Source organism: Thermotoga sp. 2812B (assembly GCF_000789335.1).
Lineage (GTDB): Bacteria > Thermotogota > Thermotogae > Thermotogales > Thermotogaceae > Thermotoga > Thermotoga maritima.
Window position 1 is genome coordinate 1795928 of record NZ_CP003408.1, and the last position, 26684, is coordinate 1822611.

Sequence of the window (26684 nt, forward strand, 5' to 3'; positions counted from 1 at the left end):
ATTTTTTTCACAAAAACTCAAGGGGAGGTGTGCAGTATGGCGAAGTATCAGGTTACCAAGACTCTGGATGTGAGAGGAGAGGTTTGTCCAGTGCCCGATGTCGAAACCAAAAGGGCTCTACAGAACATGAAACCAGGGGAAATCCTCGAGGTATGGATTGACTATCCAATGTCGAAAGAAAGAATCCCGGAAACTGTCAAAAAACTCGGCCACGAAGTCTTAGAAATCGAAGAAGTGGGCCCAAGCGAATGGAAAATCTACATCAAAGTGAAATGAGGAGGTGCAGACATCATGATCTGGACCGGTCTACTGATCGGAGTATTGTTCGGTGTAATCCTTCAGCGTGGCAGGATCTGCTTTAACTCTGCTTTCAGGGACGTTCTGATCTTCAAGGACAACTATCTGATGAGGCTCGCTGCGTTGACACTTGGACTCGAATCCATCACGCTCCTTATCTTCGCTCAGGCCGGCCTCATAACTCTCAACCCTAAACCCCTCAACTGGATTGGAAACATCGTTGGTGGCTTCATCTTTGGAATTGGAATGGTCCTCGCTGGCGGATGTGCTTCGGGAGTGACTTACAGAACTGGTGAAGGAATGACAACAGCGTGGTTCGCAGCTCTGGCCTACGCTTTGACGGCTCATGCTACAAGTAAGGGATTGTTCTCGGGATGGATCAAATGGCTGAACAACTACACGGTGACAGTTTCGAACACGAGTCCCGTTTACGCTCCAAAGACTGGGCCAACTATCGCAACGGTGCTCGGTATCAGTCCATGGATCGCCTCAATTATCTTCCTTGCGCTCATGCTCTGGTATGCCTTCGGAGTGAAGAATAAGTCTCAGAGGCCTTCCAAATTGAACTGGATCGCTGCTTCTGTTCTCATAGCGATACTCGCACCCATAGCCTGGTGGGCAAGTGCGAGCACAGGAAGAAACTACGGTCTTGGTATCACAGGGGGCTGGATAAATCTGGTTTCTGTTTACGCAAACAATGCTTCTCTGAACTGGGAAGGCGCTGAAATTCTCGGAATAATAATAGGAGCCGCTATATCTGCCATTGCAGGAAAAGAGTTCAAACTGAGAATGCCAAAGAATCCCAAAACCTACGCTCAGGTTCTTCTGGGAGGATTCCTCATGGGATTCGGTGCGGTAACAGCCGGAGGATGTAATATAGGTCACTTCCTCACCGGTGTCCCGACACTGGCCATTTCATCGATAGTAGCATCTATCTTCTTCATTCTCGGAAACTGGACAATGGCCTGGTTCCTGTTTGGAAGACAGAAATGAAACTTCAAGAGGAGGAAAAACTATGAAGATAGGAATACAGGTGATGGTTCCGCCCTATACTTATGAAGACCTGGACACCGCGATAAAGATTGCCGAAGCCGCAATGGAAAAAGGCCATGAAGTAACACTCTTTCTCTTCGCGGATTCCGTCATATGTACTAACAAAAACATAAAACCGATCAGAATCGACAGAAACATTCCACAGAAACTTGTAGAACTTATGCAAAAAGGAAACTTCGAGGTTCACATATGTGGAATATGTATGGACTACAGAGGGATAACCACAGACATGATAATAGATGGTTCGAAACCGAGCGGTCTTCCAGAACTCGCAAACCTGATTGCCACCTGCGACAGATTCATAAATCTGATGGCTTGAGGTGAGATCATGAAGAAACTTCTGTTTGTAGCCTATCAATCACCGGTTGGAAGTGTCTGGGTCAACGAAGCGTTCAGAACGGCCTTTGGAATGTACGGAGAGGATCTAGAACCAAGTGTTCTCTTAATCGAAGAGGCTTCTGTTGCGTTATCGAAAAATACGAAGCCGGAGATGCTGGGACTACTTCCTCTCTCGATCTGTCACAAATACATCAAAAGATACGGTACCAAAGTTTACGCAGTCAAACAGCATCTTGAGAAATTCAGAGTAAAGGAACTGGATGAGAATTTCGGGGCAGAAGTGATCGACGAAGCAAATCTTCCAGAATTCTTACACAGTTTCGACTACGTTATATTCATGTGAGGTGATAGGAGATGGCACTCGTACTCGTTAAGTACGGAACGGATCACCCAGTGGAAAAACTCAAAATAAGATCTGCCAGGGCAGAAGATAAAATAGTTCTCATACAAAATGGTGTCTTCTGGGCCTTGGAAGAACTTGAAACACCGGCAAAGGTCTACGCAATCAAGGACGACTTTCTTGCAAGAGGATATTCCGAAGAGGATTCAAAAGTTCCGCTGATCACTTACAGTGAATTCATAGATCTTTTGGAGAGCGAAAAAAAGTTCATCGGCTGATGAGATTTAGATGTGATAAAATAAGAATACGCTAATTCAACAGCAGGCCGCGGCTCGTCCGCGGCTTTTGTAGAAGGTGGTAACCCATGGGACAGCGCGGAAGCGTTTTGACACTCTTTAAAACCTTATCGAATCAGACACGACTCGACATCCTGATGCTTTTGAGAGACAGTTGTCTCACCGCTTCAGAAGTGGCGGAGAAGCTGAAGATCAATCCCTCAACCGCTTACAGGTATTTGAACCAGATGGTTAAAGCGGGGATCCTCAAAGTCTTAAAGACACCCGAGGGTGACAGGTACGATTTTTCTTCTGTTCAGGTGTTCAGGATGCTCGAAGCAGCGGTGGAATTGCTCCACGAGAACGAAAAAGAAAAGAAAATTTCCAGTATCATCTCAGTAGAAGAGTCGCCTGGGTCGAAGAAATTTCTCGATATGCGGGGACAAATATGTCCCGTTCCAGAGATCACGACCAGAAAAGAACTGGAAAAACTCCAGCCTGGAGAAACCCTGATCGTGATGTGCGACTATCCACTCTCGGGAGAGAGGATCACAAGTTTTTCTCTGAGAGAAGGCTATGAAGTGGCCACTGAACAGATCGGATCTGTGATGAAAATCTACATAAAGAAACCGTAATCTCTTTAAAACATGTAAGTAGAGTGTATTGAGAGCAAGTGGCACGCCTTTTTGATTCTTCTGACTTTTGTTCTCCAGTCGTTTCAAAACCTGTCATGAGCATTGGGAAATATTCAGAACCGAACTTCAAAAGCCTTTTCGGGGCTTTTTCTAGGGGAAGACAGCAGAAAAAAGATTCCAAAACTTGAAGCAGAAAGTGAAAGACACTCCGGTGTTTAGGACAAGTTTTTTTCAAAGAAGCTATTTGTCATAATCAAAACGAGTATTTGAAGTACTTTCAGTAAAATCAAGAAGATATTTTTCAAACATAAAAAGTCTGCTCTTTTTTCAATTGTTGACCGATGTTGATGAATTTGTTAAAATTAGCGTTAGAAGGTGTTTTTAGTGAAATTATCCACGTTTCTGTATGTGATTGTACCAGTAATTGTTTCAACAGAAGGGATGCTTCTTGTTGCAACCTATGTGTCAGGAGGGTAAAAAATGAATCTAACGCTGAGAGTTCCTCTTGAATCTTTCGTCAAACTTTTTCGAGAAATGGGAGTTCTGGAATACAAATATTTTGTGAAACATTCGATCCAGGTTGCCAACATTGCGGTGGAGATAGCTGATCGCCTGAATTTACCATTTGAAAAAGATGGGGTTTACCTTTCGAGCCTTTTGCACGATGTTGGTCTGATCCTGAAAACTTCGATCGCTAACTACGAACTTTTTGTTGACATGTTTGGAAGAATATCCGATATGGAAAGAATCGTTCTGACGCTTGACAAACACGATCATCACTCTGTGATTTCGTGGATGGTAGTGTCTCAGATACCGCTCTGTTCTGATTGTTCAAAATCGATCCTTTATCATCACACCCCTTATCAGAAAATAAATGAAAAGGACTCAATTGTGACTCTTTCGAATTGTGTAAAAGTGGCGGATGTTATCTCACTCAAACTTCTAAAATACACAGGATCGAACAAAGAACTGGACGCGGATTCCATTGATGAAATAATATCTTCCGTTCAGAAAGATCAAGGGATAATTGATGAGGTAAAAAAAGCAGCTGTAGATCTGTTAGAAGATTTCACAAAGCATCATTTGTTTCTGGAAGAAGAACCGCTATTTCACTCAGAAAAAATGTTGAGTCTCGAAGAATACAAGCAATACGCAAGAGTACTTTCCGCACTGCTGGACTTTCGAAGCCCATACACGAGAAACCATTCTTTCGCAGTTGCGAGGATCTCAGAATTGCTGACGAAGGACATTCTGGGAGAAGCGGATGCCGCACTGATTTTCACAGCTACCCTTTTACACGATATAGGAAAGATAAAAACACCTCTGAACATCTTGCACAAGAAAGGAAGGCTTCAGGCAAACGAAATGATAATAATGAAAAGACACGTGGTGGACACTTATTACATGCTTGAGCGTGCTGGCCTGAGACTTTTCTCCTTGATCAGCGCCGCGCATCACGAGAGACTCGATGGCAGTGGTTACCCAACCGGATTGAAGGGTGATCAGATGTCGTTCTTTCAGAAGGTGGTTCAAATATGCGATGTCTTCTCCGCACTGACCGAAAAAAGACCATATCGAGGGCCCATGGAGATTCGCGAGGCGCTGGATATAATTGAACAGGATGCTATCAATGGAAAACTGGATGGTTTCATCGTACAGAAGTTAAAAGAGATGGCAAACAACCTGGACCTGCGAGAAGAGATGTCCTTCAAACACGTGTTCGAAGAACTCTTCAAGAATGGTGTCGATGAAGTAATTCAAATGATAGATTTAACTTCGAACGCGATTTAAACAGAAATTTTAGGGAGGGTGGAATATGAAAGGTTTTGTAGTCAACATATGGCTTCAAACTTGGTCACGTATTTTTGGAGCTGACGTTGTAAAAGAAATGAAGAATAAGTACAATGTTCCCGATACTTTTTACAATCCCCTCGAGGATGTCCCCGATGAACTCCCCGTGAATATGTCCCGGGAACTGGCATCAAGAAAAGGGATCACTTACGAAGAACTCTGGTACAAGACAGGTAAAGAAAATCTGAAAACCTTCTTTGAACATTACCCGGAATACTTTAAGAAAACGAGTTTTCTTTCTTTCATGGCTGCTATGGATATGGTACACAGAGTTCTTACCAGAAGGATCAAAGGAGCGAAACCTCCGAGAATCTTCTTCAAACTCCTTTCATCACGTAAAGCGCTGATAAGGTATGAATCGAAACGAAATTTCAAAAATTATTTCCTTGGACTCATGGAAGCGGCTTCTGAGTTTTTTAATGACCCGATCAAATATAAAGTGGTGGGAGAAGGTAGCATCGACGGTAGAAACTACCTCGAAGTCGAAGTGGAAGCCACAAAAGAGTACGGAAAATTCGAAAAACTAAGGAGTTTGATCGTTCTTGGGGCAGGATTCGTGAAATCTCTGGTTCCGATAAATGTTTTCATGATACCACTGTTCAGTTTCGTTTTTATCTTTATCATCTTCACATTTCTGCCATTCGGAAATCTGCTCAAGTCCGTTTTCAGCGCCTTTCTCATATCTCTTGTGATGGCATTCGACACAAAAGACCTCAAAAAAGGTCTGAACGTTATAAAAGAATCTCTTAAACTCGTTTCTCGGAAGAACTTTGACAATCCAGTTATGATAAGTGGACCAAAAGAGTTCTCCGATCTTTCCGCTGAACTGAACAATGCTGTAGAAAAGACCAAGGAAATCATAGTGGGTATACTGGGAGACGTTCAAGAAATAGACGCCTACTCGTCGAAAGTAGTAGATGCAGTGAATTCCATGAAAGAACAGCTCGAAACCATGAGTTCACTTTCAAATGAAATAGCCACCACAGCTGTACAGATAAGTAATGATACGGAAAGGATATCGAGTGCGGTTACAACAAACGTTGAAACTATAACATCCATCATCTCCGAACAAACACAAATCATAAAATCTCTCAATGAAGCTGTGTCGCTCATTGTTCAATCGGCAAATAATGTCGAGCAATCGGCTGACGGCATAGCGAAGATGAGCCAGAGGTTCTCCAAACTCGTTGAGGAGGCAAAAAATCTCCAAGAACAGGCTGGCATGATCATGCAGGTTGCTGCAACTGTTTCGAGCATCGCTGAACAGACGAATTTACTTGCACTCAATGCTGCTATAGAAGCTGCAAGAAGTGGAGAAGCCGGAAGAGGTTTTGCAGTGGTTGCCGATGAAATCAGAAAGCTTGCCGAAGAAAGTCGCAGCTCCTCTTCAAAGATAGCGGAGTATCTATCGACCATAAACACAGGTATCGACAAACTCGTTAAAACTATACAGGCTGAATTCGAAGAGATGAAGGAACAATCGAGTCAGCTCCTCGAGAGTTCAGAGAGAAACAAAGAATCCAGCGAAGTTATATCTTCCATATCGCAAAAACTCAGCGATCTCATAGATGTCCTGAATCAACAAGTTGACAACCTCAACGGTATAACAAACAGTATCCAGAACCTACTCGCAATTTCTGAAGAGAGTTCAGCAACAGCGGAAGAAATAAGCTCCTCGATACAGAATTTCTTCTCCCAGTTGAAGGTTGTTCTCGATAGTGTGAACGAAACCATAAATCTACTTTCGGTGATTAAGGAAAACTTCGAGGACATGGTGCTGTGAATCTGCGGAAAAAACACAATACGGGGAGCCTCTGGCTCCTCTTTTTTTTAATCACAACAGGACTTTTTCTCTCTCTTCATTCCATACATCTCTTCGTCCGCTTTTTGAAGGAATTTCAAATAGTTGTCACCTGGATTGAGTTCAGTCACACCGTAGCTGATATCGACATCCACTCCCAGTTCATTCGAGTTTCTGATTTTCTCCCTTATCCTCGAAGCAACCTGTTCTGCTTGTTGTTTGCTGGTGTTGTAAAGGACAACTAAAAATTCATCCCCACCGTAGCGCACTGCAAAATCCGAAGAGCGAATCGAATCACTAATACATCTTGCAACGAATCTGAGCACCTTATCTCCGGTTAAATGTCCGTATGTGTCGTTGATCTGCTTGAAATTGTCAACATCGATCATTATGAAAGACAGCGGAACGTTCTGGAACTGCGCTTTTCGAACTTGATCCTGAATCCATTCGTTGAAAAACGCCCTGTTGAAGAGCCCTGTTAAACTATCGCGATGAGCGATTTCCTTGAGTTTTTCTTTTTCTTCGTGAAGTTCAAACAATAGAGCTCGAACAGGATTCGCCAAAGCGTTCACTATCACTCCCCTCAAAATCACCATGTACGAGAAAAGTCTGAAAACATGTCCCAGGAAATTGAAAAAACCACAGACATCTGAATACAGTGTGAAAGAGAGCTCTCCAAAGATCGTGAGAATTATTGCAGCTACGAGAGGTTTTTGGAATGTAGAGATCGAGACATCTTTACTTCTGAGCGTTCGAACAAGCACCGCAAGTAGAACAAAAATTATGATGTACTCCATTGATATTTTGAACTCTGTTAAACCGAAACCTTCGATGAAACAGTCTGGGAAAACTCCAGTCCAGATAGATGTGATCAGAAATGTGGTCAGAGGGCCGAACAGAAAAAACAATGTTCTCTCGCTGAGCTTAGGAAAATACAGGATCAGAACAAAACCGAGTGTTTCAAGCAATCTTCCTGCGATCCAAAACTGAGTGGGCTGGTTTGCCGTCCAGTTTGGAAAAACTCCCATACCCTTATACGCAAGCGTATGAAGGAAGTCGACAATTGCAACGAAAACATAAACGACTCCAAACTTTATGAAGATCCTGTTTTGATTGAATCCACGTGTGGCATACGCTATTAAACCAATCGACAGACCGGTAAATATCGCAAAGAACTCTATTATTGTATGATAAAGCAGGTAGTTTATCCTTGAGAGAAAAAACAGCGCAGCGAAAACTGGTATGTAAATGAAAATGAATCTTTTGGTGATCGCTTTCAAAGCCAATCCCCTCCACACAAAAGTGAATCGCAGGAAATTATATCATGGTGAGAGGACCGCGTGCACCTGCTTTTTTCACTCCAGAATTAAACGGTAGATGTTTCTCAAATCGCGGTGTCGTAAAATTGACATTTTACGACACCAAAGTCTTCCTCCCAAAAATATAAATCTGAATTTACTAAATTCACATTTAGCAAATCATCATTTATAATTTTTATTGTAAGGAATCTCAAGGGGGAATGGGCATGCTGATTGACAGGGAAAGGGAATGTGAGTTTTTAAGAAGAAAGATTTCAAGCAACAAATCAGAACTTTTGATCATCAGTTGTTGAAAAACTGAGCCACGGTATCACCGAGATAGACATCGACTCGATCAACAACCAGAAACTCCACCAGATGCCGTATGGAAAGTTTCTCAGCAAACTGAAGTACAAAGCCGATCAAGTAGGAATCAGAGTTATTGAAGTGCTCGAAACGCACACCTCACAGACATGTTCTATATGCGGTGCTGTGGACAGATGAAGCCGAGGTTTGTACGTTTGCAAACACTGTGGTTCGGCGATGAACAAGGATGTAGAGATAGATATCGTAGGAATAAAAGGAAACACCCTATACGTTGGCGAATGTAAGTGGTCAAACAAGAAAATAGATGTTCGTGTTCTGGATCGATTGAGAAGCAAAGTTCCATACCTTCTAAAGGATCTTCAAGTAGATAATCTCTCCGTTGTTTACTATCTCTTTTCCAGAAGTGGTTTCGATGGACTAAAAGAGACCGAAGAAGTGAAACTGGTCGAACTCAAAGATCTGTTTCGGTGAGGTCTTCCCATTCACTCTTCAGCAAGCCCATCACGATAACGTCGTGATACCTTCCTTCTCTGAAAAGTTCTTGTCTTAAGATACCCTCCACTTTGAAGCCTATTTTCTCGTAAACTCTCTTTGCCCGCTCGTTGAAACTGAACACGTGGAGCTTGATCTTGTTCATATTCATCTCGTTGAAAATGAACCGCACCAGTACCCTCATAGCGTCCGTTCCATATCCCTGGCTCCAGTAAGGCCTCCCCAGAAATATGCCGACCTCTGCCACAGAGTTTTTCCAGTCGATTTTGTTAATGCTGCATCCCCCTATGTACTCTCCATCACTCAACTTCTCGATGGCGAACGAGTAGGAATCTGTGCTGAAGGGATTCAAACTTTGGTACCATTTTTCTTCGTCTTCTTTTCTCCACGGAAAAGGAATACCCGGAACGAGGCACTTCTTCACTTCAGGATCGTTGGCGAATTCCAGGGCTTTCTCTATGTCTTCTTTTCTGTAGGCCCTGAGCCTCACCAGCTTTCCTTCAAACATAGAATCCCTCCGTTCGTTTTTTGATTTATAGTGTAACATAAATTATTGGGAAGGTGATCTTCGGTGGACGAATACCTGGAGTACCTCAAAGTGGTTAAAAAAAGAAGCGAAAGGACGCTGTATCAATACAGATCTATTCTAAGAGAATTCACCAGGTTCGAGCCCATCACTCCAGAAACCTGGAAGGAGTATCTCAACACAATATCGAAGAACGCTCCCGCTACCCAGAGGAACAAGCTCGTCGTTGTGAAGAACTACCTGAACTGGAGAGCGGATAGAGGACTGCTGAACGCGGAAGAGCGCTTCTGGAACGAAGCAGAGCCTCCCCGTCATACGGTGTTACCAAAAGCCATTGAACTCGATGAAGTCCGTCGTATTATCGAAGCGTGTGACAACCCTCTGTACAGAGCGATATTCAAAGTGCTCGCCAATACCGGGATGCGAGTATCGGAGATTGTGAATCTGTCAGTTCACGATATTTCGGTGAACGAAACTGCCAGGATAAGAATAAAGGGAAAGGGAAACAAGGAAAGAATCATCAACGTCTCAAAGGAACTGGTAGAAGAACTCATGAATTCCGGCTTTTTCGAGAAGAAACCTTCCGTTCGATCGATACAGAGAGCCGTCAAAAGATACGCAAGGAAAGCGGGTATAAAGAAAAAAGTGACTCCCCACATATTCAGACATTCTTTCGCTGTGGCGCTGATTGAACGAGGTGTTCCCCTGAACAAGATTCAGGCCCTTCTGGGTCACGCAAACATCTCCACCACTTCTATATACCTAAAGATAGCAAGTGAAGGAATTGAGATTCCAAAAATTATTTAATGAAATAAATGACAATAACGATTTTGAAACAAAGAAGATATTAATATTTGCTAATCTAAACTAATATTAAACAATATACTCTTTGTTATTTAATTTACCCTAAATTTTACTATTCAATATTTATAATTATGTACAACTTGATTGCGTAAACTAATATTACTGGAACATTGCCAGAACATTACTTTGACATACCCTCTATCGTCCTGTTCAGCTTTCCGCTGGCAAAACCTTCCAGATCCAGCGTCACAAAAGAAAAACCGATCTTCTGAAGTGCCAATACAATATCTGTTCTTTTGCCCATGAGGAGTTCCATCTCATCTCTTCCCACTTCGACAACAGCGGTTTTGTACGGGAAAAATCTCACCCTCACCTCTCTGAATCCCAGTTCTCTGAGAAAGTTCTCCGCTTTTTCCACCATTCGAACGCGCTCTTCGTTCAATCCAAATCCGTAAGGAAACCTCGAACACAGACAGGCCATGGCGGGTTTGTCCCAGGTTGGAAGTCCCAGTTTTCTGGAGTACTCCCTTATTTCTTCCTTCGTCACTTCAAAATCTATGAAGGGATGCCAGATGCCGTCTTCCGTGGATGCTTTCACTCCCGGCCTGTAATCCTGAAGGTCCGAAAAATTCAACCCATCAGCTATCACATCGAAACCATTCTCCCTTGCCCAGTTCTTTACGATGTTGTCTCTCAGCTTTCTGCACAGGTAACACCTGTCTGGAGGATTCTCTATGAGGTGTCTGCTCTTGAGCTCGTTCAGTTCGATGAATTCGTGTCTTATTCCAATGAGATTTGCCAGATTCTTCGCTTCTTCTATCTCTTTTCTTGGAATCACCGGGGAGTCTATCGTGAGTGCCACGGCGTTTTTTCCCAGCACTTCACGTGCCAGTTTCGCTAAAAGGGTGCTGTCGACCCCACCGGAGAACATGACGACGAGTTTTTTCTTGCTTTTAATAGCTTCACTTATTCTCTGAAGTTTATCCATCTTTCCTTATCCTCCTTAAAATTCTCACGGCGGCCGCTGCGGCTCCAACGGTGTTCCCTATGTTCACCACAACAAGACCCGGAACACACGTTTGAAGCATCGTGGAAAGCGCTCCCAGTCCCTCTCCACCGAATCCATAACCAACGGGTGTGGGAACGGCTATCACCGGAAGATCTGTGAGAGAAGCTATGAGAGAAGGAAGAATTCCTTCCATTCCGGCAAAGACTATGAGAAGGTCAGAATCTTCTGTCTTGCTGAGTGCGTAAAAGGATCTGTGTATCCCCGCAACTCCCGCGTCGTAAACCTTCTGAACGCTGACACCGAGTTCCTCGAGTATGAGAGAAGTCTCCTCGGCGAAGGGAACATCGGAAGTTCCAGCAGTTATCACTCCGACTTTTCCGTTCAACTTTTCCAGAGTTGTATTTTCTCTCTTTAAAACCACGAGTCTTCCAGCTTCTTTTATCACGTAGCCAAAAAATCTATCTTTCAACTCCCGTTTTTTCTCCTCGTCCAGACCGGAGACAAAGGCGATTCCCTTTCTCTCTAAAAACTTCTCCACAGCGGCTATCGTCTGCTCCTTAGTTTTCCCCAGTGCAAAGACGATTTCGGGAAATCCCTGCCTTTTGTCTCTTTCCATGTCGAGCATCAACTCGTTTGTTCTTTCAAAAAATTTGCTCAAAATCTTCTCTTCCGCTTCTTGAATGGTTATCTCACCACTTGCGAGAGATCTCAGTACATCTTCAAACATCGTTTCGAACCTCCGAAACACTCTTGTAGACCGCTCTGTATACTTCTTTGAGAGGAATTCCTTTCTCCTGTGCAACCTTCTTGCAAGCCTCGTACTCTGGTGAGATGTTCACGATCTCCGAATCGAAACTCGCTATCTTGACTGGAATCTCCCCGTATTCGGTCTTTACCGTCTTCAATGTGCGGGTCGCTTCTACCTTTTCGGGATAGAAAACCCTCGCACCTATGCTGGTGCTTTCTTTGAAGAGCAGTTTCAGGATCTCATCTTTTTTCGACTCGTGACAGAGAACAGAAACCTTGACAGCCGGACGGTTCTTCTTCATGTATATGGGTGTGAAGAAGACATCCTTTGCCCCCGCTTCAAACAGTCTCTCCATGAGATGACCGAACAGCTGTGGATTCATATCGTCCACATTCGTTTCTATGAGAACATCTCCGGTTCTTTCGGAGGGTTCGATGTAACCGAGATACCCCCTCAGAACGTTCGGTATTTCAAGATCCATCGTCCCTGCCCCGTATCCCACTTTTTCTACTCTCAAGATCGGTGTCCTGAACTCGTCAACCAGGCTCTTCAAGATCACAGCTCCCGTCGGCGTGACCAGTTCCGCGCGCACTTTCTGATCCATATAGATCGGAATGCCTTTCAGCAGCTCAGCGGTGGCTGGAGCGGGAACCGGGTATCTGCCGTGTTCTGTCATCACAAAACCGCTTCCCGTGTTGACAGTGCCACAGAAAACCTTCTCTACTTCGAGAAGCTCCAATCCAACTACAGCTCCCGCGATCTCTATCACAGCGTCCATGGCCCCAACTTCGTGGAAATGAACCTTTTCTTTTGAGAGGCCGTGGATCTTGCTTTCCGCTTCTGCGAGAGCTTCAAACATCCTTATCGCTTTCTCTTTCAAAGGATCTTCGAGTCTGCTGAGTACTTCAACGATCTCGGAGAGATGTCTTCCATGGTGATGGTGGTGATCATGATCCGACACAATGTGATCCTCGTGGTGCTCTTTTCTAGGGAAAACAACGTCAACTTTTGTGGCGGTTACTCCTTTTTTGTTTACCTTTTTCACCACGAGATCGAATTCGACGTTGAGCTTTTCAAGACGGGATTTTATCTTTTCTGGATCCACCCCAAGATCGACCAAAAGGCCAAGGAACATGTCCCCAGATATCCCTGAGAAAGGATCGAGATATAGTATCCTCATCGTATTCGCACCTCCATATCTTTTTTAAGTAAGTATACACTAATTCTTGATGCGAACTAAGTAACATTTGATTTAAATTGGGAAGCTTCGAAGCATCCTTGCCGCAAAATAATAATGGAGAACCCAACAAGGAGGGCATGTACAATGCGCTGGGAAGAGGTTGAACCGGTTGTTCGAGAACTTCTGGATTTTCAGATCAGTTCTCCTGAAGAATTCAGAACCTTCATCAACAAAGTGACGGACTTCTTCGACCGGGTAAGAGAAGAACACGGATGGCTCTACATCAAAATGACTGTGAACGCAGACAAGGAAGAGTTCGCAAAAGCTTACGAGGAGTTCCAAAAAGAGATCGTGGCAAAACTCAAGCCTTACGAACAGAAGATAAAAGAGAAAATCGTAGAAAACGAACACTTCGCTCCGCGTGGTTACGAACACATGATAAAGGTGATCAAAAACGATGTGGAACTGTTCAGAGAGGAAAACGTTCCTCTTCAGGTGAAAGAGAGTATCCTCTCTAGAAACTACGGCACGATCGTGGGAAACATCGAAGTCGATTTCGAAGGAGAGAAAAAGACGCTTCAGCAGCTTTCCGTGTACCTGAGAGATCCCGACAGATCTACGAGGGAACTCGCCTGGAGGAAAAGGTACGAAGGAATCTGGGAAGTACGGGACAAGCTCAACAAACTCTTCGACGAACTCAAAGAAATCAGGCACCAGCAGGCCCTGAACGCGGGTTTTTCCAACTACAGAGATTACATGCACAGACTTAAGAGCAGGTTCGAATACACCCCGGAAGACCTGTACCGTTTCCACGAAGCGGTGGAAAAAGAAGTCGTTCCCTATCTGGTGGAAAGAACAAAAATCAGGCAGAGAAAGCTGGGAATCGAAAGCGTCAGACCCTGGGATACAGCGGTAGATGTGGATGGAAAGGTCTTGAAACCTTTTTCCTCAGTGGAAGAATTCATGGAAAAAACCGAGAGAGCACTCAAAAGGTTGAACCCCACCTTCGCGGAAAGATTTCGCCTCATGAGGGAAAAGAATCTCCTTGACCTTGAAAACAGAAAAGGAAAAGCTCCTGGTGGATACAACCACACGCTTCCAAAGACGGGAGCTCCCTTCATCTTCATGAACGCGGTGGGACAACCGGGGGATGTGAGGACGATCTTTCACGAACTGGGACACTCGATGCACTCGTTTGAAACGCTGAGCCTTCCGGTCTTTTACAGACCGCATAGAATGGAAGTTGCGGAGCTCGCCTCCATGTCGTTGGAACTCATCTCCATGGAATACTGGGACGAGTTCTACACCGACCCCGAGGATCTGAAAAAGGCAAAGATCGAAGAACTCGAAGGTGCACTCTACTTTCTGCCGTGGTGCATGATCGTGGACGCCTTCCAGCACTGGATCTACACCAACCCAGATCACACACCAAAAGAAAGGGACGAGTACTTCGCTTATTTGATGGACAGATTCAACCCGGGAGTGGACTGGAGCGATCTGGACGAAGAAAAGAAAACGAGGTGGCTCTTTCAGCTTCACATCTTCGAAGTACCTTTCTACTACATCGAGTACGGCATAGCACAGATAGGAGCCCTGGCAATTTACAGGAACTACATAGAAGATCCAGAAAAAACACTGAAAGACTATCAGAGATTTTTATCCGTGGGATGTTCGATGCCGGTGGACGAAGTTTATAAAACCGCGGGAATAGAGCTCAAATTCTCGAGGGATTACATAAGAGAGATCGTGGATTTTGTGGCAAAACAGATCGAAGAAATAGAAAAATGAAGCCCTGGCAATGCCAGGGCTTTTCACCATCCCCTCGAAGCACCTCCACCACCGGAAGATCCTTCACCGAATCCCCCAAAACCTCCTGATCCACCTCTGGAACCACCGAACCCACCAGGAAACCTTGGGCCTCTGTACCAGCGCCTTCCTCTTCCCATGATGGAAGAGAAGATGATGAACGCGATGACAATTACAATGATCGAAATACCGCTGATGTCCGTTCCTCTTTCAGGAAGATCAGAAGTCCCGGTGAGTTCCACTCCGTACTCTTTCGCCACCTCGTTCGCGATGGCAAGGTAGCCGTAATAGATCCCTTTCGAGTACTCTCCGTTTTTGAAATAGGGAATCACGTATTCATCGAGGATCCTTCCCGCTTTTCCATCTGGAATGGCACCTTCCAGACCGTAACCAACTTCTATTCTCACCTTTCTGTCGTTCATGGCAACGAGGAGCAGCACACCGTTGTTCTTCTCTTTTTGTCCTATTCCCCACTCTCTGAAAAGCCGATTCGCATACTCTTCGACCGTGAGGCCGGAGAGGGAAGGTACAACGACAACCACCACCTGGGCTGTCGTTTTGTTTTCCAATTCTTTTCCAACGGAGATGATCTTTTCCACGGTAGTTTTATCGAGAACACCTACGTAGTCGTTCACGTACTTGTACGGGGTCGGCTTTGGAAATTCAACTGAAAGCAAAAGAACCGATGAAACAATGAAAATCAACAGAAAGATCTTTCTCATCAGAACTTCACCTCGGGAACTTCCTCGGCTCCCGGTTTCGCTTCAAAGTACTGCTTTTCTTCGAATCCGAACATCTTCGCGAAGATCACACCGGGGAATTTTTTTATAGCGGTGTTGTATTTCTTCACCGCTTCGTTGTAGTCTCTTCTTGCAACGGCGATTCTGTTCTCTGTTCCGGCGAGCTCATCCATGAGCTGTCGGAAGTTTGCGTCTGCCTTCAGATTTGGATAGTTCTCGGCTATGGCAAGTAGTCTCGAAAGGGCCGAAGAAAGCTCTGCATCGGCCTGAGCACTTTCCTGAGGAGTTTTCGCACCTATCAACTTCGCTCTGGCGTTCGCTATTTCTTCGAGTATCTCTTTTTCATGCGCGGCGTAGCCCTTTACAGTTTCAACGAGATTTGGAATGAGATCTGCCCTTCTTTGAAGTTGATTCTGGATCTGGCTGTACTTTTCCTGAACTTCCTGCTCAAGGGAAACAAGGTAGTTGTAGTATCCCACAGTTGTTCCAATGATGACAACTACCAGTACGAGTATCACTATCAGTACGATCAGACCTCTTTTCACTCGGATCCCTCCTTCCATTTACTCATGTTACCATGAAATTCTATATTATGAAAATTCTCGTTCATGGATATTATCCAAAAAATTCATTTATCATCGATTAATAAGAATTATTGGGTTTTATGATCGAGATTCTTTGTTTTTCTCTCGTTGACTTTTCATTTTCCTTCGTGTTACCATTCTTGTGAAAACGATTTCGAAAACGATTTCATCAAGACACAAGGGAGGATGTTTCTAGTGATTTCCGTCGTGGGGAGTTCAAACATAGATATCGTTCTGAAGGTTGATCACTTCACAAAACCTGGTGAAACCCAGAAAGCGATAGAGATGAACGTTTTTCCGGGTGGAAAAGGGGCGAATCAGGCTGTAACAGTCGCAAAAATTGGAGAGAAAGGATGCCGTTTTGTAACGTGCATTGGAAACGATGATTACTCTGATCTGCTCATAGAGAATTACGAAAAACTCGGAATAACTGGATATATAAGAGTTAGTCTTCCTACAGGAAGAGCGTTCATAGAAGTCGATAAAACAGGACAAAACAGGATCATCATCTTTCCTGGAGCGAACGCCGAACTGAAAAAAGAATTGATTGATTGGAATACGCTCTCTGAAAGTGATATCCTTCTCCTTCAAAACGAAATTCCTTTTGAAACCACCTTGGAATGTGCGAAAAGATTCAATGGAATTGTGATCTTTGACCCCGCACCCGCGCAGGGAATAAACGAAGAAATCTTTCAGTACCTGGACTATCTCACACCGAATGAAAAAGAGATCGAAGCCCTGTCGAAAGATTTCTTCGGTGAGTTTTTGACGGTTGAGAAAGCCGCTGAGAAGTTTCTGGAACTCGGCGTCAAGAATGTGATAGTGAAGCTCGGTGACAAAGGAGTACTTCTTGTGAACAAAAATGAAAAGAAACACTTTCCGACCTTCAAAGTAAAGGCTGTGGACACAACAGCGGCGGGGGACGTGTTCAATGGAGCTTTTGCCGTTGCTCTGTCTGAGGGAAAAAATCCCGAAGAGGCGGTAATCTTTGGAACGGCAGCAGCGGCCATATCGGTAACAAGGTTGGGAGCTCAAAGTTCTATTCCAGCGAGAGAAGAAGTAGAGGCGTTTTTGAAGAATTTAGGTGCATTGATAATTGGTGTTTTGAACGATGGGTTGGTACTCGTTGGTGTTTCTCCTTTCTGGCAACAGGTTGCAAAGGGATTCATAATAATAGCTGCTGTGATAGCAGAAAAACTCGGTAGAGGGGAAAAGGAGTGATAAAGAGTGGGTGCATTGACCAGACACGAGGTTCTTGAACTGAAAAGAAAAGCTATCGAAATAAGAAAGATGATTCTCGATATGATCTACAAGGCAAAGTCAGGGCATACCGGCGGTTCCTTATCGAGCGTGGAAATCCTGGTAACACTCTTTTACAAAATTCTCAGAGTGAAACCGGAAGATCCGAACTGGGAAGACAGAGACAGGTTTATTCTGAGCAAGGGTCACAGCGTTGAAGCATATTACGCAGTCTTAGCTGATAAAGGATTTTTCCCGAAAGAAGAACTCGAGACGTACTGCAAGTACGGTTCTAGGCTCACAGGACATCCCACCAGAAAAGTCCCAGGGGTTGAGGTGAACACCGGTGCGCTTGGTCATGGTCTTGCCATCGGGGTTGGTATGGCTTTAGCAGGAAAAATGGATGGTAAAGACTACAAGGTTTACGTTTTGATGGGAGACGGGGAGCTGGATGAAGGAAGCGTCTGGGAAGCAGCACAGGTGGCGTCCCACTATAGTCTTGATAATTTGATAGGCATAGTTGATAGGAATCGTCTTCAGATATCTGGCCACACAGAAGAAGTCTTGAAACTGGAACCACTCTCAAAAAGATGGGAAGCATTTGGCTGGAACGTGCTGGAAGTTGATGGTCACGATTTTGAGTCACTTTACAAAACGTTTGTCTCCATACCTAGAGAAACTGGGAAACCACATTTGATAATCGCAAACACGATAAAAGGAAAAGGAATCTCCTTCATTGAAGGAAGAGTAGAATGGCACCACAAGGTTCCAAGTGATGAAGAATACAGGAAAGCCATCGAAGAGTTAGAAGAACAGCTGAAAACGCTAGAAGAAGGTGATATGGTATGAAAGTTGCTCTCAGAAAGGCAATAGGTGAAAGATTGCTAGAACTTGCGAAGCAGGATGAAAAGATCGTGGTTGTAACCTCTGATGCACGGGGATCCGCGGCCATTGCGGACTTTTTCAAAGTATTTCCAGAAAGATCAATAGAAGTCGGAATAGCTGAGCAGACAGCAGCTGGAGTAGCCGCCGGTCTTGCCCTCTGCGGAAAGAAGGCCTGGGTCTTTGGACCTGCATGCTTCTATTCCGCAAGAAATTTAGAGCAGATAAAAAACGACATTGCCTACTCGGATGCCAATGTGAAAATCGTGGCAGTCAGTGGAGGGGTCAGCTATGGCCCTCTGGGAAGTACACACCATGCTCTCCACGACGTAGCTGTTATGAGAGCCATTCCCAACCTGAAAGTATTGCTTCCCAGTGATGCTGTTCTTGCAGCTGCCATCTTGGAACAGTTACTGAAAGATGAGAAACCCGTATACATGAGAACGGGAAGGAATCCGGTACCTGTGATCTATTCACGAGACGAAAAATTCGAGGTAGGAAGAGCAATAACATTGAAAGAGGGCAATGATATCACAATAATAGCAACAGGAGAAGTCGTGTGGAGAGCTTTGGAAGCGGCAAAGATTCTTGAAAAGGAAGGAATAAGTGCAAGGGTGATTGATATGTTTACCGTTAAACCCCTGGATGAAGAAGCAGTTTTCAGAGCTGCTCGAGAAACAGGAAGAATAGTAACCGTTGAGGAACATAGCATTTTTGGAGGTCTCGGTGGAGCGGTTGCAGAATTCCTTTCTCAAAATTTACCTACTCCTATGAAAATCCTTGGGATACCCGATGAGTATCCGGTTACAGGAACGCAGGATGAAGTTTTAAAACACTACGGCCTTGCGCCAGAGGGGATTGCAAAAACTGTCTTAGAGTGGTTCAAGGAGGGAAATTAGAATGTACGTTCTCGCAATAGATCAGAGTACCTCTGGTACGAAAGCTATTATATTCGATGAGAAAGGAGGAATTGTTCACAGGGTAACGGTGTACCACAAACAGTACTATCCAAAACCAGGCTGGGTAGAACACGATCCTGAGGAGATCTTTCGAAACACCTTAGATGCATGCAGAAAAGTCATTGAAGAATCGGGTATAAAACCGCTCGAGATAGAAGCTCTAGCTATTACGAACCAAAGAGAAACAACCATCTTGTGGGAGAAGAAATCAGGGAAACCAGTCTACAACGCTGTGGTCTGGCAGTGTCAGAGAGGGGCTTCTCTCTGTGAAGAGATAAAGAAAAGGGGATTGGAAGGGAAGATAAAAGAAAAAACAGGACTCGTAGTTGATCCTTATTTCTCTGCCAGTAAAATCAGGTGGATTCTGGACAATGTGGAAGGCGTAAAAAACAAGGCAAAGCAAGGAGAAATTGCTTTTGGAACAGTGGACAGCTGGCTGATCTGGAAATTGACTAAAGGGGAAGTTCATGCAACAGACTTTTCAAATGCGAGCCGCACACTTCTTCTCAACATTCATGAACTGAGATGGGATGAAGAAGTACTGGAGATCTTTGAAATTCCACCTGAAATCCTCCCTGAACTGAAAAGTTCAGATTCTGTCTTCGGTTACACCGATTTGGGATTTTTACCGAAAAAAATTCCCATAGTCGGTGTCATGGGAGATTCTTCTGCCGCTCTCTTTGGACAGGGAGGATTCTATTCAGGGGATATAAAGGTTACCTACGGTACAGGGAGTTCCACCATGTTGAACATAGGGGAAAAACCAAATGTATCAGATTCGCCCATTGTGTGCTCTGTTGGATGGGTCGTAAAAGAGACTTCCAGTTATGTACTCGAGGGTAACATTCATTCAGCAGGTGACACAATTGTTTGGTTAAAGGAAAAACTCGGAATCATAAGCGATCCCTCTGAAACAGAAAAAATAGCACTCTCTCTTGAAAACAACGGAGGGGTTTATTTGGTTCCTGCCTTCGTTGGGCTTGGGGCCCCGTACTGGCGAAGTGATGTGAAAGCGGCTATTCTGGGGCTTCAAAGGAATCATGGAAAAGAACATGTTGTTCGAGCGGCTTTGGAGTCCATAGCCTATCAAGTGAGAGATATCTTCGAGGAGATGGTCAGAATATCCAGTAAGGAACCCACCGAGGTCAGGGCAGATGGAGGAATCACAAGAAACAGATTTCTTATGCAGTTTCAGGCGGATATTCTGAACATACCAGTTTTAGTAAGCAACATAGAGGAAGTATCAGCGAGAGGAGTAGCTTTTGTTGCTTTGCTTCATCTCGGAGCGTTCAGCGATCTTGAAGAGATAAGGCAAAAGATAACTTACAGGGAAAAATACGAACCCCGGATGGGTGATGAATTACGGGAAATGTACTATGAAGGGTGGAAAACTGCTATCAGAAAACTACTCACCGAGTGAAGGAGGGAAAATGAAATGGAAAAGATGACCTTTGGTTTGATCGTCGGAAACAGGGAATTTTTCCCCGACAGACTGGTAGAAGAAGGAAGAGAAAGGGTAATAAAAGTTTTAGAAGGCATGGGATACAGGGTGGTAACCCTTTCACCCTCTGATACGAAACTCGGAGCTGTGGAAACAGCTAAAGACGCTAAAAAGTGTGCGGAACTTTTTAAGGAAAAAGCCGGGGAAATAGACGGGATTATTGTTACTCTTCCAAATTTTGGTGATGAGAAAGGAGTAGCTCAGGCAATCAGATTGAGTGGTTTGAATGTTCCTGTGCTGGTCCATGCGTTTCCAGATGATCCGGAGAAGCTCGACCTTCAGAATAGAAGGGATTCTTTCTGTGGAAAAATATCTGTATGCAACAACCTGAAGCAATATGGGATAGAGTTCTCCTTGACGACACTTCATACAGAGGATCCAGAAAGTGAAGTATTTAAACGGGACATAGAGAAGTTTGCTGCCGTGTGCAAAATCGTTAAGGGAATGAGAAACATAAAAGTTGGAGCAATAGGAGCGAGACCCAGTGCCTTCAACACGGTGAGATTCTCTGAGAAGATTCTTGAAAGAATGAGCATTTCTGTTGAAACGGTAGACCTCTCGGAGATTCTTCACAGAGTTTCTAATCTCAAAGATGACGACGAGAGAGTAAGGAGAAAACTTGAGGAGATAAAGAAAAATTACAGGTTACAGATTGTACCGGAAGAGAAAATTCTCTTGATGGCAAAGTTTGGATCCGTCATTGACGAATGGATTGAGGAAAACGATATAAAAGCTCTTGCAATTCAATGTTGGACCTCTCTTGAATGGAATTTGGGAATAACTCCGTGTACCATCATGAGCCTTCTCAGCGAAAAAGGAAAACCTGCCGCCTGCGAGGTTGATATCACCGGTGCTCTCTCTATGTATGTACTCCAGTTAGCTTCTGGACAGCCATCTGCAATAGTTGACTGGAACAATAACTACAGAGATGAAAACGAAACAATTCTCTTCCACTGTGGAAATTTCCCGGCTTCTATCTATGAAAAAAAACCTGAAATCAAATATGCAGATGTAATAGGAACAACTGTGGGTAAAGAAAGGGCCTATGGAGCTTGTGCAGGGAAGATAAAGACCTCACCGTTCACTTTTCTGAGGCTCACTACAGATGATAACGAAGGAAAAGTGAAAGCATATGTGGGAGAAGGGCAGATACTGGATGAAAATCCAAAGACCTTTGGAAGCAGGGGCGTGGCAAGAATTGAGAAGCTCCAGGAACTCATGAAATACATCTGTGAAAACGGATTTGAACACCATGTAGCGATAAATCTCTCGAGAGTGGCAGATGCTGTGAAAGAAGCTTTGGAAAAATATCTTGGGATAGTAGTTCATAAACATAACGCTGAAGTTTAGAGATTAAACCAGTTCTGGATGCTCTATGAATAAGGAGGGTGATCTCGATGACTCAAAACAATGTTGAAAAATGGGGAACATACGAAATAACACTCAAAGGGAAAGCGGAGGGGAATCCTTTTACAGACGTAGAAATCAAAGCAGTGTTTACAAGCGAAGCTGGTGACAGTTTTGAAGTGGAAGGCTTTTATGATGGAGAAGATACCTTCAAGATCAGGTTCATGCCGAACAGGACTGGTTTGTGGAAGTACGAGGTAAGAAGCGACATCAAAGATCTTGACGGTATGAAAGGAGAGTTTCTGTGTGTTGACCCTTCTGAAGGGAATCATGGACCTGTTCGAGTGTGCAACACTTATCATTTCTGCTATGAAGATGGGACACCTTACCATCCGTTTGGGACAACACTCTACGCGTGGGTACACCAGAGAGAAGAACTCATTCAGCAGACACTCGAATCACTCAGGAACTCTCCATTCAACAAAGTCAGGATGTGTGTGTTTCCGAAGTACTACGCTTACAACAGAGAAGAACCTCCTATGCTTCCTATGAGCTGGAGAGAGGAAGATGGGAGATATCAGGTAGAGTTCAATGTGAAGTTTTTCCAGCACTTTGAGAGGTTAGTGAAGGAACTTATGGACATGGGGATAGAAGCAGACGTGATACTGTTCCATCCGTATGACAAATGGGGATTTTGCAGCATGCCGGAAGAAGTGGACAAAGCGTACTTGAGGTATCTGATAGCGAGAATTTCTTCTTACAGAAACTGTGTGGTGGTCAATGGCGAACGAATACGACCTTATCAAACCACAAAAAGACTGGGATGGATACTTTCATTTCATAGTGGAGAAAGACCCTTATAACCATCTAAGGTCAGTGCATCAGTGTTTCAAGTTTTATGATCACACAAAACCCTGGATAACACACGCCAGCATTCAGTGGCAGGGGTCACTGAGATCGTGGAGCGGAGAACCTGAGATAGATATAGGCATAAATTTAATACCAAAATGGCGCGAGATGTACAAAAAACCAGTTATCATCGATGAATGTGGCTACGAAGGGAACATTGAGTACGGATGGGGTAATCTGCCACCACAGGAGATGATGAATCGCTTTTGGGAAGGTGTTACCTCTGGAGGTTATGTGACACATGGAGAAACTTACTACTCTGAAGACGAAGTCCTCTGGTGGTCAAAAGGCGGAAGATTGAAAGGTGAAAGTCCAAAAAGAATCGCATTCCTGAGAACGATTATAGAAGAAGCTCCACCGTTTCTTAAACCTATCAAGCTTGATCCTATGATGGACTGGGACGTTCATTGCATTGGTAAAGAAGGAGAATATTACCTGATCTACTTTGATATCAACAGACCAGTGAAAAGAACCTTAAAGCTTCCAGAAGGTAAGTACAGAGTAGATTTAGTTGACTGCTGGGAAACAGAGATACATAGTCTGGGGATCTTCCAGGGACAGGTTGTGATAAGGTTGCCGGGGAAATCGTATGTCGCTTTAAGAATTCAGAGAGTAAGAGATATTGATAGTTTGATAATCCTCTAAATCTCTCAAAGGGGGTGTTTTTATGAGAAAGTTGGTCAGTCTCACCGTACTCTGCGTTCTTACGATTCTCGGCTTAACGGTATTTGGTAAAGTCACTCTTGAACTTTGGAGCCTCTCACCAGAAGTTGAAGGAGCGGAAGTCAACCCCGACATTGCCCTTGCGATTGAGCTTTTCAAGAAGGACTTCCCTGAAGTAGAGTTTAAGACAGTAACATACTCTGTGGATACTTACAAAACCAAACTGGCTGTTGCCATGGCTTCCGGTAAGTTACCAGACCTCTTTTTCACTTGGGGCGGAAGCCAGTTGAGATCCTACATTGACTCTGGTCAGATTCATCCTCTTAGTGACGAAACAGTTGAATGGATGAAGAAAACATTCTGGCCAGGCGCTCTTGAAGAGGTTTACTACAAAGGTAAGTACTGGGCTGTTCCATTTAACAACTCGATACTTGGTGATTTCCTGTGGTACAGGAAGGACATATTCGAAAAACATGGGCTTCAGCCTCCGAAGACCTGGAGTGAATTTGTAGCACTTTGTAAAAAGCTCAGGGAACTGGGTTACATACCGATAACTATGGGCAATAAAGCAAGATGGCCTGCCGATCATTTCCTAGCCACACTCGCTGCACGAGTATGTGGTAACGAGGTAGTAAAGGAGATACTTAATGGAAAAAGAAGTTGGAAGGATCCTCTCATGCTCAAAACTCTGGAAAAACTAGTGGAATTAATAAAGGTAGGAGCATTCCCTGAGGCAGTAAACGCTCTTGATTTTAACACAGGAGAAGATCGTGTTTTGTTCTATGTAGGAAAGGCAGCCATGATTTGTGAGCTCAGTTTCATGTATCAGGTCATAAAAGAAGAGAGACCAGATCTAATACCTGTCTTAGGAATGGCTAAATTCCCAATCGTGGAAGATGGTAAAGGAGACCCAAGAGAGTTGGTAGGAATAGTTGGAGACTGGTTCTACTCAATAGCAGCAAATTCTTCAAACAAAGAACTCGCTGAAAAATTCCTCAGAGAATATCTGTTGCACCCAGAGGTTGTAAGAATGAAAGTAGAGAAACGAGGTACACTTCCACCTGTTTATGGAATAGAAGAATTGCCCGCAACTAAAAATGATCCTTTCTTGTCCGAAATAGTGAAAGCAGCTATGGAAGCACCGAGTGTTATGCACTGCTGGGACACTTACTTACCACCAGAGATAGCTGAAGTGTATCTTGATAACCTCCAAAAGTTGATGGATCTTAAAATAACCCCAGAGGAATTTGCTGAAACAATGGATAAAACTGTTGAGGAATACAAGAAGGCTCATTCAGAATATGGACAGTAATATTATCAAGGGCAGGTGGTTTACCACCTGCCCCTTTGGGAGGGATGAAGGTGTACAATAAAAGAAAGAAAAAAATAACAGCATTTCTGTTTACTCTGCCTGCTGTAGCGTTGTTTCTTTTTTACTTTTTAATTCCCATTCCTATGACTTTCTTCTACAGTTTCTTCAGATGGGAAGGTTTTTCCTTGAGACCTGACAAATTTGTGGGGCTCGGTAACTGGTACAATCTCTTTTCCAATGAAGTTACCTGGAGAGCACTTCTAAACAACCTTAAGTTCATTATCTATACTCTTCTAATCCAGATTCCGATCGGGATAGGTTTAGGTTTGCTGATTTCTTCAAAGATTAAAGGCACGAATTTTATGAGAATAGCATTTTTCATACCTCTTCTTATTCCCTCAACAACTATTGCTATCATCTGGAAAATAATTTATGATCCTTACCTTGGTTTCTTAAATAACTTTCTAAAAATTTTAGGATTAGAAAAATTAGCAAAAATATGGTTAGGTGATCCAGAAGTAGTTGTAGAAGCAATATACGCTGCCACTTCCTGGCAGTGGATACCATTTTACATGATAATATTTGCAGCTGCTTTGACTGAGATACCAAAAGAGCTTTATGAAGCGGCAATGATAGATGGAGCGACTTCTTTTAAGAGGTTTATTTATATAACTCTTCCATTTCTAAAAAGAACCATCATAACAGCTGCTATACTGGGCATAACCGGATCATTGAAATATTTTGATCTGGTCTATATACTGACAGAAGGAGGACCTGGAAACACATCAGAACTTCTTGCAACATACATGTACAAATTAGCTTTCCGACACCAAAGGATGGGATATGCTAGTGCATATGCTTTCTTTCTTTTTGGAATATCATTGGTGATTTCCATTCTTATGTACAGAGTATATAGGAGAGGTGATACTGTATGAGCATAGGAATGAAAGTACTTGTTTATATTGTAGCCTTTATTTGGCTCTTGTGGACGTTTTTCCCTTTTTATTTGTTAGTAATAAACTCCTTTAAAGCACGAGATGAATATTTTATGTCGTTTCCTTGGCAACCCCCTAAAAGTTTTTCTCTTGGAAATTTTTCGAGAGTGTTTAATGTCGGTTTTCAAAAGTATATTTTTAACAGTGGTGTAGTTGCTTCTTTTTCCTTATTAATTTTGATTTTTTTCGCTACTTTGGCTTCTTATTCTTTCGCAATTTACAGATATAATTTCTTACAAAGATTGTTCTTAATATTTATAATTGGACTTTGCATACCGATTCACACAACATTGATACCTGTTTTCGTTTTGACCCGAAAAATTGGATTGTATGATAATTTATTTGGTTTAGTACTTCCTTTAGCTGCAAGCCAACTTCCTGTAAGTATATTGGTGATTTCAAATTATATGCGTGGAATACCGAAGGACTATATAGAAGCAGCAAGAATTGAGGGATGCAGTGAATGGTATATATACTGGAGGATAATTCTGCCAATGTCTTCCCCTGCTGTTGTTGCTATGGGAGTTTTCTCGTTCGTTATGTTTTGGAGTGAGTTCGTATATGCATTAACACTTATCTCAAACCCCAAAAAATGGGTCATCACACTGGGATTGTATCAATTTCAAGGAAGATACGGTATGAATATACCTGCTATGGCAAGTGCTGCGATTGTTTCACTCATTCCTACTCTTATAATTTATGCGATTTTCAGCAAGAAAATCATTGAAGGAGTAGCAGCAATGGGAGGGTTAAAAGAGTAAGACTTCTCATC

At 43.5% G+C, this 26684-nt stretch carries 29 protein-coding genes; 22 read left to right on the forward strand and 7 right to left on the reverse strand.

Going from position 1 to position 26684, the window contains the following annotated elements; genetic code table 11:
• Positions 1–36: 36 nt before the first annotated feature.
• From T2812B_RS09205 to T2812B_RS09240, 8 genes are all read left to right on the forward strand, one after another.
• Entirely contained in the window at positions 37–276 is a 240-nt protein-coding gene (locus tag T2812B_RS09205) for a sulfurtransferase TusA family protein (RefSeq protein WP_004080581.1), read from the forward strand.
• Positions 277–291: 15 nt separating this feature from the next.
• Positions 292–1290: a YeeE/YedE family protein gene (locus T2812B_RS09210; protein ID WP_008193303.1), complete on the forward strand. Its 999-nt coding sequence runs from the start codon at positions 292–294 to the stop codon at positions 1288–1290.
• Positions 1291–1312: 22 nt separating this feature from the next.
• Positions 1313–1669, forward strand: coding sequence for a DsrE/DsrF/TusD sulfur relay family protein (locus tag T2812B_RS09215; RefSeq protein WP_008193301.1), 357 nt, complete (start codon positions 1313–1315; stop codon positions 1667–1669).
• A 9-nt stretch (positions 1670–1678) separates the two neighbouring features.
• On the forward strand, positions 1679–2032 hold the full coding sequence (locus tag T2812B_RS09220) for an intracellular sulfur oxidation protein (protein WP_008193300.1): 354 nt from the start codon (positions 1679–1681) through the stop codon (positions 2030–2032).
• Between the two features lie 11 nt (positions 2033–2043).
• Complete coding sequence (gene tusB, locus T2812B_RS09225) at positions 2044–2307, forward strand: sulfurtransferase complex subunit TusB (RefSeq protein ID WP_008193298.1); 264 nt, start codon at positions 2044–2046, stop codon at positions 2305–2307.
• Positions 2308–2393: 86 nt separating this feature from the next.
• Positions 2394–2939, forward strand: a complete 546-nt coding sequence (locus T2812B_RS09230) for a sulfurtransferase TusA family protein (RefSeq protein WP_008193296.1) — start codon at positions 2394–2396, stop codon at positions 2937–2939.
• A gap of 480 nt (positions 2940–3419) precedes the next feature.
• Positions 3420–4730, forward strand: a complete 1311-nt coding sequence (locus T2812B_RS09235; protein ID WP_008193294.1) for an HD domain-containing phosphohydrolase — start codon at positions 3420–3422, stop codon at positions 4728–4730.
• A gap of 25 nt (positions 4731–4755) precedes the next feature.
• Entirely contained in the window at positions 4756–6573 is a 1818-nt protein-coding gene (locus T2812B_RS09240; RefSeq protein WP_008193291.1) for a heme NO-binding domain-containing protein, read from the forward strand.
• 47 nt (positions 6574–6620) lie between these two features.
• On the opposite strand, the gene T2812B_RS09245 is transcribed toward T2812B_RS09240, so the two are convergent.
• Positions 6621–7871, reverse strand: coding sequence for a GGDEF domain-containing protein (locus T2812B_RS09245; protein WP_008193289.1), 1251 nt, complete (start codon positions 7869–7871; stop codon positions 6621–6623).
• Between the two features lie 372 nt (positions 7872–8243).
• On the opposite strand from T2812B_RS09245, the gene T2812B_RS09920 reads away from it, so the two are divergent.
• Positions 8244–8393 (forward strand): zinc ribbon domain-containing protein, encoded by a 150-nt coding sequence (locus tag T2812B_RS09920; protein ID WP_369792337.1) that lies wholly within the window; start codon positions 8244–8246, stop codon positions 8391–8393.
• A gap of 9 nt (positions 8394–8402) precedes the next feature.
• Positions 8403–8687 carry a DUF234 domain-containing protein gene (locus T2812B_RS09260; RefSeq protein ID WP_010865227.1) on the forward strand — a complete coding sequence of 95 codons (285 nt, stop codon included), beginning with the start codon at positions 8403–8405 and terminating at the stop codon, positions 8685–8687.
• On the opposite strand, the gene T2812B_RS09265 is transcribed toward T2812B_RS09260, so the two are convergent.
• The gene (locus T2812B_RS09265; protein ID WP_004080594.1) at positions 8668–9216 is read right to left on the reverse strand and encodes a GNAT family N-acetyltransferase; all 549 of its coding nucleotides are present in this window, start codon (positions 9214–9216) and stop codon (positions 8668–8670) included. The genes T2812B_RS09260 and T2812B_RS09265 overlap by 20 nt on opposite strands.
• A 63-nt stretch (positions 9217–9279) precedes the next feature.
• Between T2812B_RS09265 and T2812B_RS09270 the strand changes: the two genes are divergently transcribed.
• Positions 9280–10041, forward strand: a complete 762-nt coding sequence (locus T2812B_RS09270; protein ID WP_004080595.1) for a tyrosine-type recombinase/integrase — start codon at positions 9280–9282, stop codon at positions 10039–10041.
• Between the two features lie 178 nt (positions 10042–10219).
• Here T2812B_RS09270 and larE read toward each other — a convergent pair whose 3' ends face one another.
• Genes larE through larC form a run of 3 tightly spaced genes read right to left on the reverse strand, consistent with a single transcriptional unit; the run spans position 10220 to position 12975 of the window.
• Positions 10220–11026: an ATP-dependent sacrificial sulfur transferase LarE gene (gene larE / locus T2812B_RS09275; protein WP_008193272.1), complete on the reverse strand. Its 807-nt coding sequence runs from the start codon at positions 11024–11026 to the stop codon at positions 10220–10222.
• The gene (larB, locus tag T2812B_RS09280) at positions 11019–11774 is read right to left on the reverse strand and encodes a nickel pincer cofactor biosynthesis protein LarB (RefSeq protein ID WP_008193270.1); all 756 of its coding nucleotides are present in this window, start codon (positions 11772–11774) and stop codon (positions 11019–11021) included. The genes larE and larB overlap by 8 nt, the downstream gene beginning before the upstream one ends.
• The gene (larC, locus tag T2812B_RS09285; RefSeq protein ID WP_008193267.1) at positions 11767–12975 is read right to left on the reverse strand and encodes a nickel pincer cofactor biosynthesis protein LarC; all 1209 of its coding nucleotides are present in this window, start codon (positions 12973–12975) and stop codon (positions 11767–11769) included. Before larC ends, larB begins: the two co-directional genes overlap by 8 nt.
• A gap of 144 nt (positions 12976–13119) precedes the next feature.
• On the opposite strand from larC, the gene T2812B_RS09290 reads away from it, so the two are divergent.
• The gene (locus tag T2812B_RS09290) at positions 13120–14763 is read left to right on the forward strand and encodes a M3 family oligoendopeptidase (protein WP_004080599.1); all 1644 of its coding nucleotides are present in this window, start codon (positions 13120–13122) and stop codon (positions 14761–14763) included.
• A gap of 23 nt (positions 14764–14786) precedes the next feature.
• Here T2812B_RS09290 and T2812B_RS09295 read toward each other — a convergent pair whose 3' ends face one another.
• Together T2812B_RS09295 and T2812B_RS09300 are read right to left on the reverse strand one after the other, a co-directional pair.
• Positions 14787–15503 carry a YgcG family protein gene (locus tag T2812B_RS09295; RefSeq protein ID WP_004080600.1) on the reverse strand — a complete coding sequence of 239 codons (717 nt, stop codon included), beginning with the start codon at positions 15501–15503 and terminating at the stop codon, positions 14787–14789.
• Positions 15503–16066 (reverse strand): LemA family protein, encoded by a 564-nt coding sequence (locus T2812B_RS09300; RefSeq protein ID WP_004080601.1) that lies wholly within the window; start codon positions 16064–16066, stop codon positions 15503–15505. The genes T2812B_RS09295 and T2812B_RS09300 overlap by 1 nt, the downstream gene beginning before the upstream one ends.
• Positions 16067–16300: 234 nt before the next feature.
• Between T2812B_RS09300 and rbsK the strand changes: the two genes are divergently transcribed.
• From rbsK to T2812B_RS09345, 10 genes are all read left to right on the forward strand, one after another.
• Complete coding sequence (gene rbsK / locus T2812B_RS09305) at positions 16301–17326, forward strand: ribokinase (RefSeq protein WP_008193262.1); 1026 nt, start codon at positions 16301–16303, stop codon at positions 17324–17326.
• Positions 17327–17332: 6 nt separating this feature from the next.
• Positions 17333–18193, forward strand: a complete 861-nt coding sequence (locus tag T2812B_RS09310; RefSeq protein ID WP_004080608.1) for a transketolase — start codon at positions 17333–17335, stop codon at positions 18191–18193.
• Entirely contained in the window at positions 18190–19125 is a 936-nt protein-coding gene (locus T2812B_RS09315) for a transketolase family protein (protein WP_008193258.1), read from the forward strand. The genes T2812B_RS09310 and T2812B_RS09315 overlap by 4 nt, the downstream gene beginning before the upstream one ends.
• 1 nt (position 19126) lies before the next feature.
• Positions 19127–20605, forward strand: coding sequence for a glycerol kinase GlpK (gene glpK, locus T2812B_RS09320; RefSeq protein WP_004080610.1), 1479 nt, complete (start codon positions 19127–19129; stop codon positions 20603–20605).
• A gap of 117 nt (positions 20606–20722) precedes the next feature.
• The gene (locus T2812B_RS09325; protein WP_231556580.1) at positions 20723–22036 is read left to right on the forward strand and encodes an L-fucose/L-arabinose isomerase family protein; all 1314 of its coding nucleotides are present in this window, start codon (positions 20723–20725) and stop codon (positions 22034–22036) included.
• A gap of 47 nt (positions 22037–22083) precedes the next feature.
• Positions 22084–22896 carry a DUF5060 domain-containing protein gene (locus tag T2812B_RS09860; protein ID WP_231556581.1) on the forward strand — a complete coding sequence of 271 codons (813 nt, stop codon included), beginning with the start codon at positions 22084–22086 and terminating at the stop codon, positions 22894–22896.
• Positions 22814–23587, forward strand: a complete 774-nt coding sequence (locus T2812B_RS09865; protein ID WP_008193239.1) for a DUF5605 domain-containing protein — start codon at positions 22814–22816, stop codon at positions 23585–23587. The genes T2812B_RS09860 and T2812B_RS09865 overlap by 83 nt, the downstream gene beginning before the upstream one ends.
• Positions 23588–23609: 22 nt before the next feature.
• On the forward strand, positions 23610–24917 hold the full coding sequence (locus tag T2812B_RS09335) for an ABC transporter substrate-binding protein (RefSeq protein WP_008193237.1): 1308 nt from the start codon (positions 23610–23612) through the stop codon (positions 24915–24917).
• A 50-nt stretch (positions 24918–24967) separates the two neighbouring features.
• Positions 24968–25852, forward strand: a complete 885-nt coding sequence (locus T2812B_RS09340; protein WP_008193236.1) for a carbohydrate ABC transporter permease — start codon at positions 24968–24970, stop codon at positions 25850–25852.
• A complete protein-coding gene (locus T2812B_RS09345; protein ID WP_008193234.1) occupies positions 25849–26673 on the forward strand; it encodes a carbohydrate ABC transporter permease in 825 nt (274 codons plus the stop codon). Before T2812B_RS09340 ends, T2812B_RS09345 begins: the two co-directional genes overlap by 4 nt.
• Positions 26674–26684: the final 11 nt, after the last annotated feature.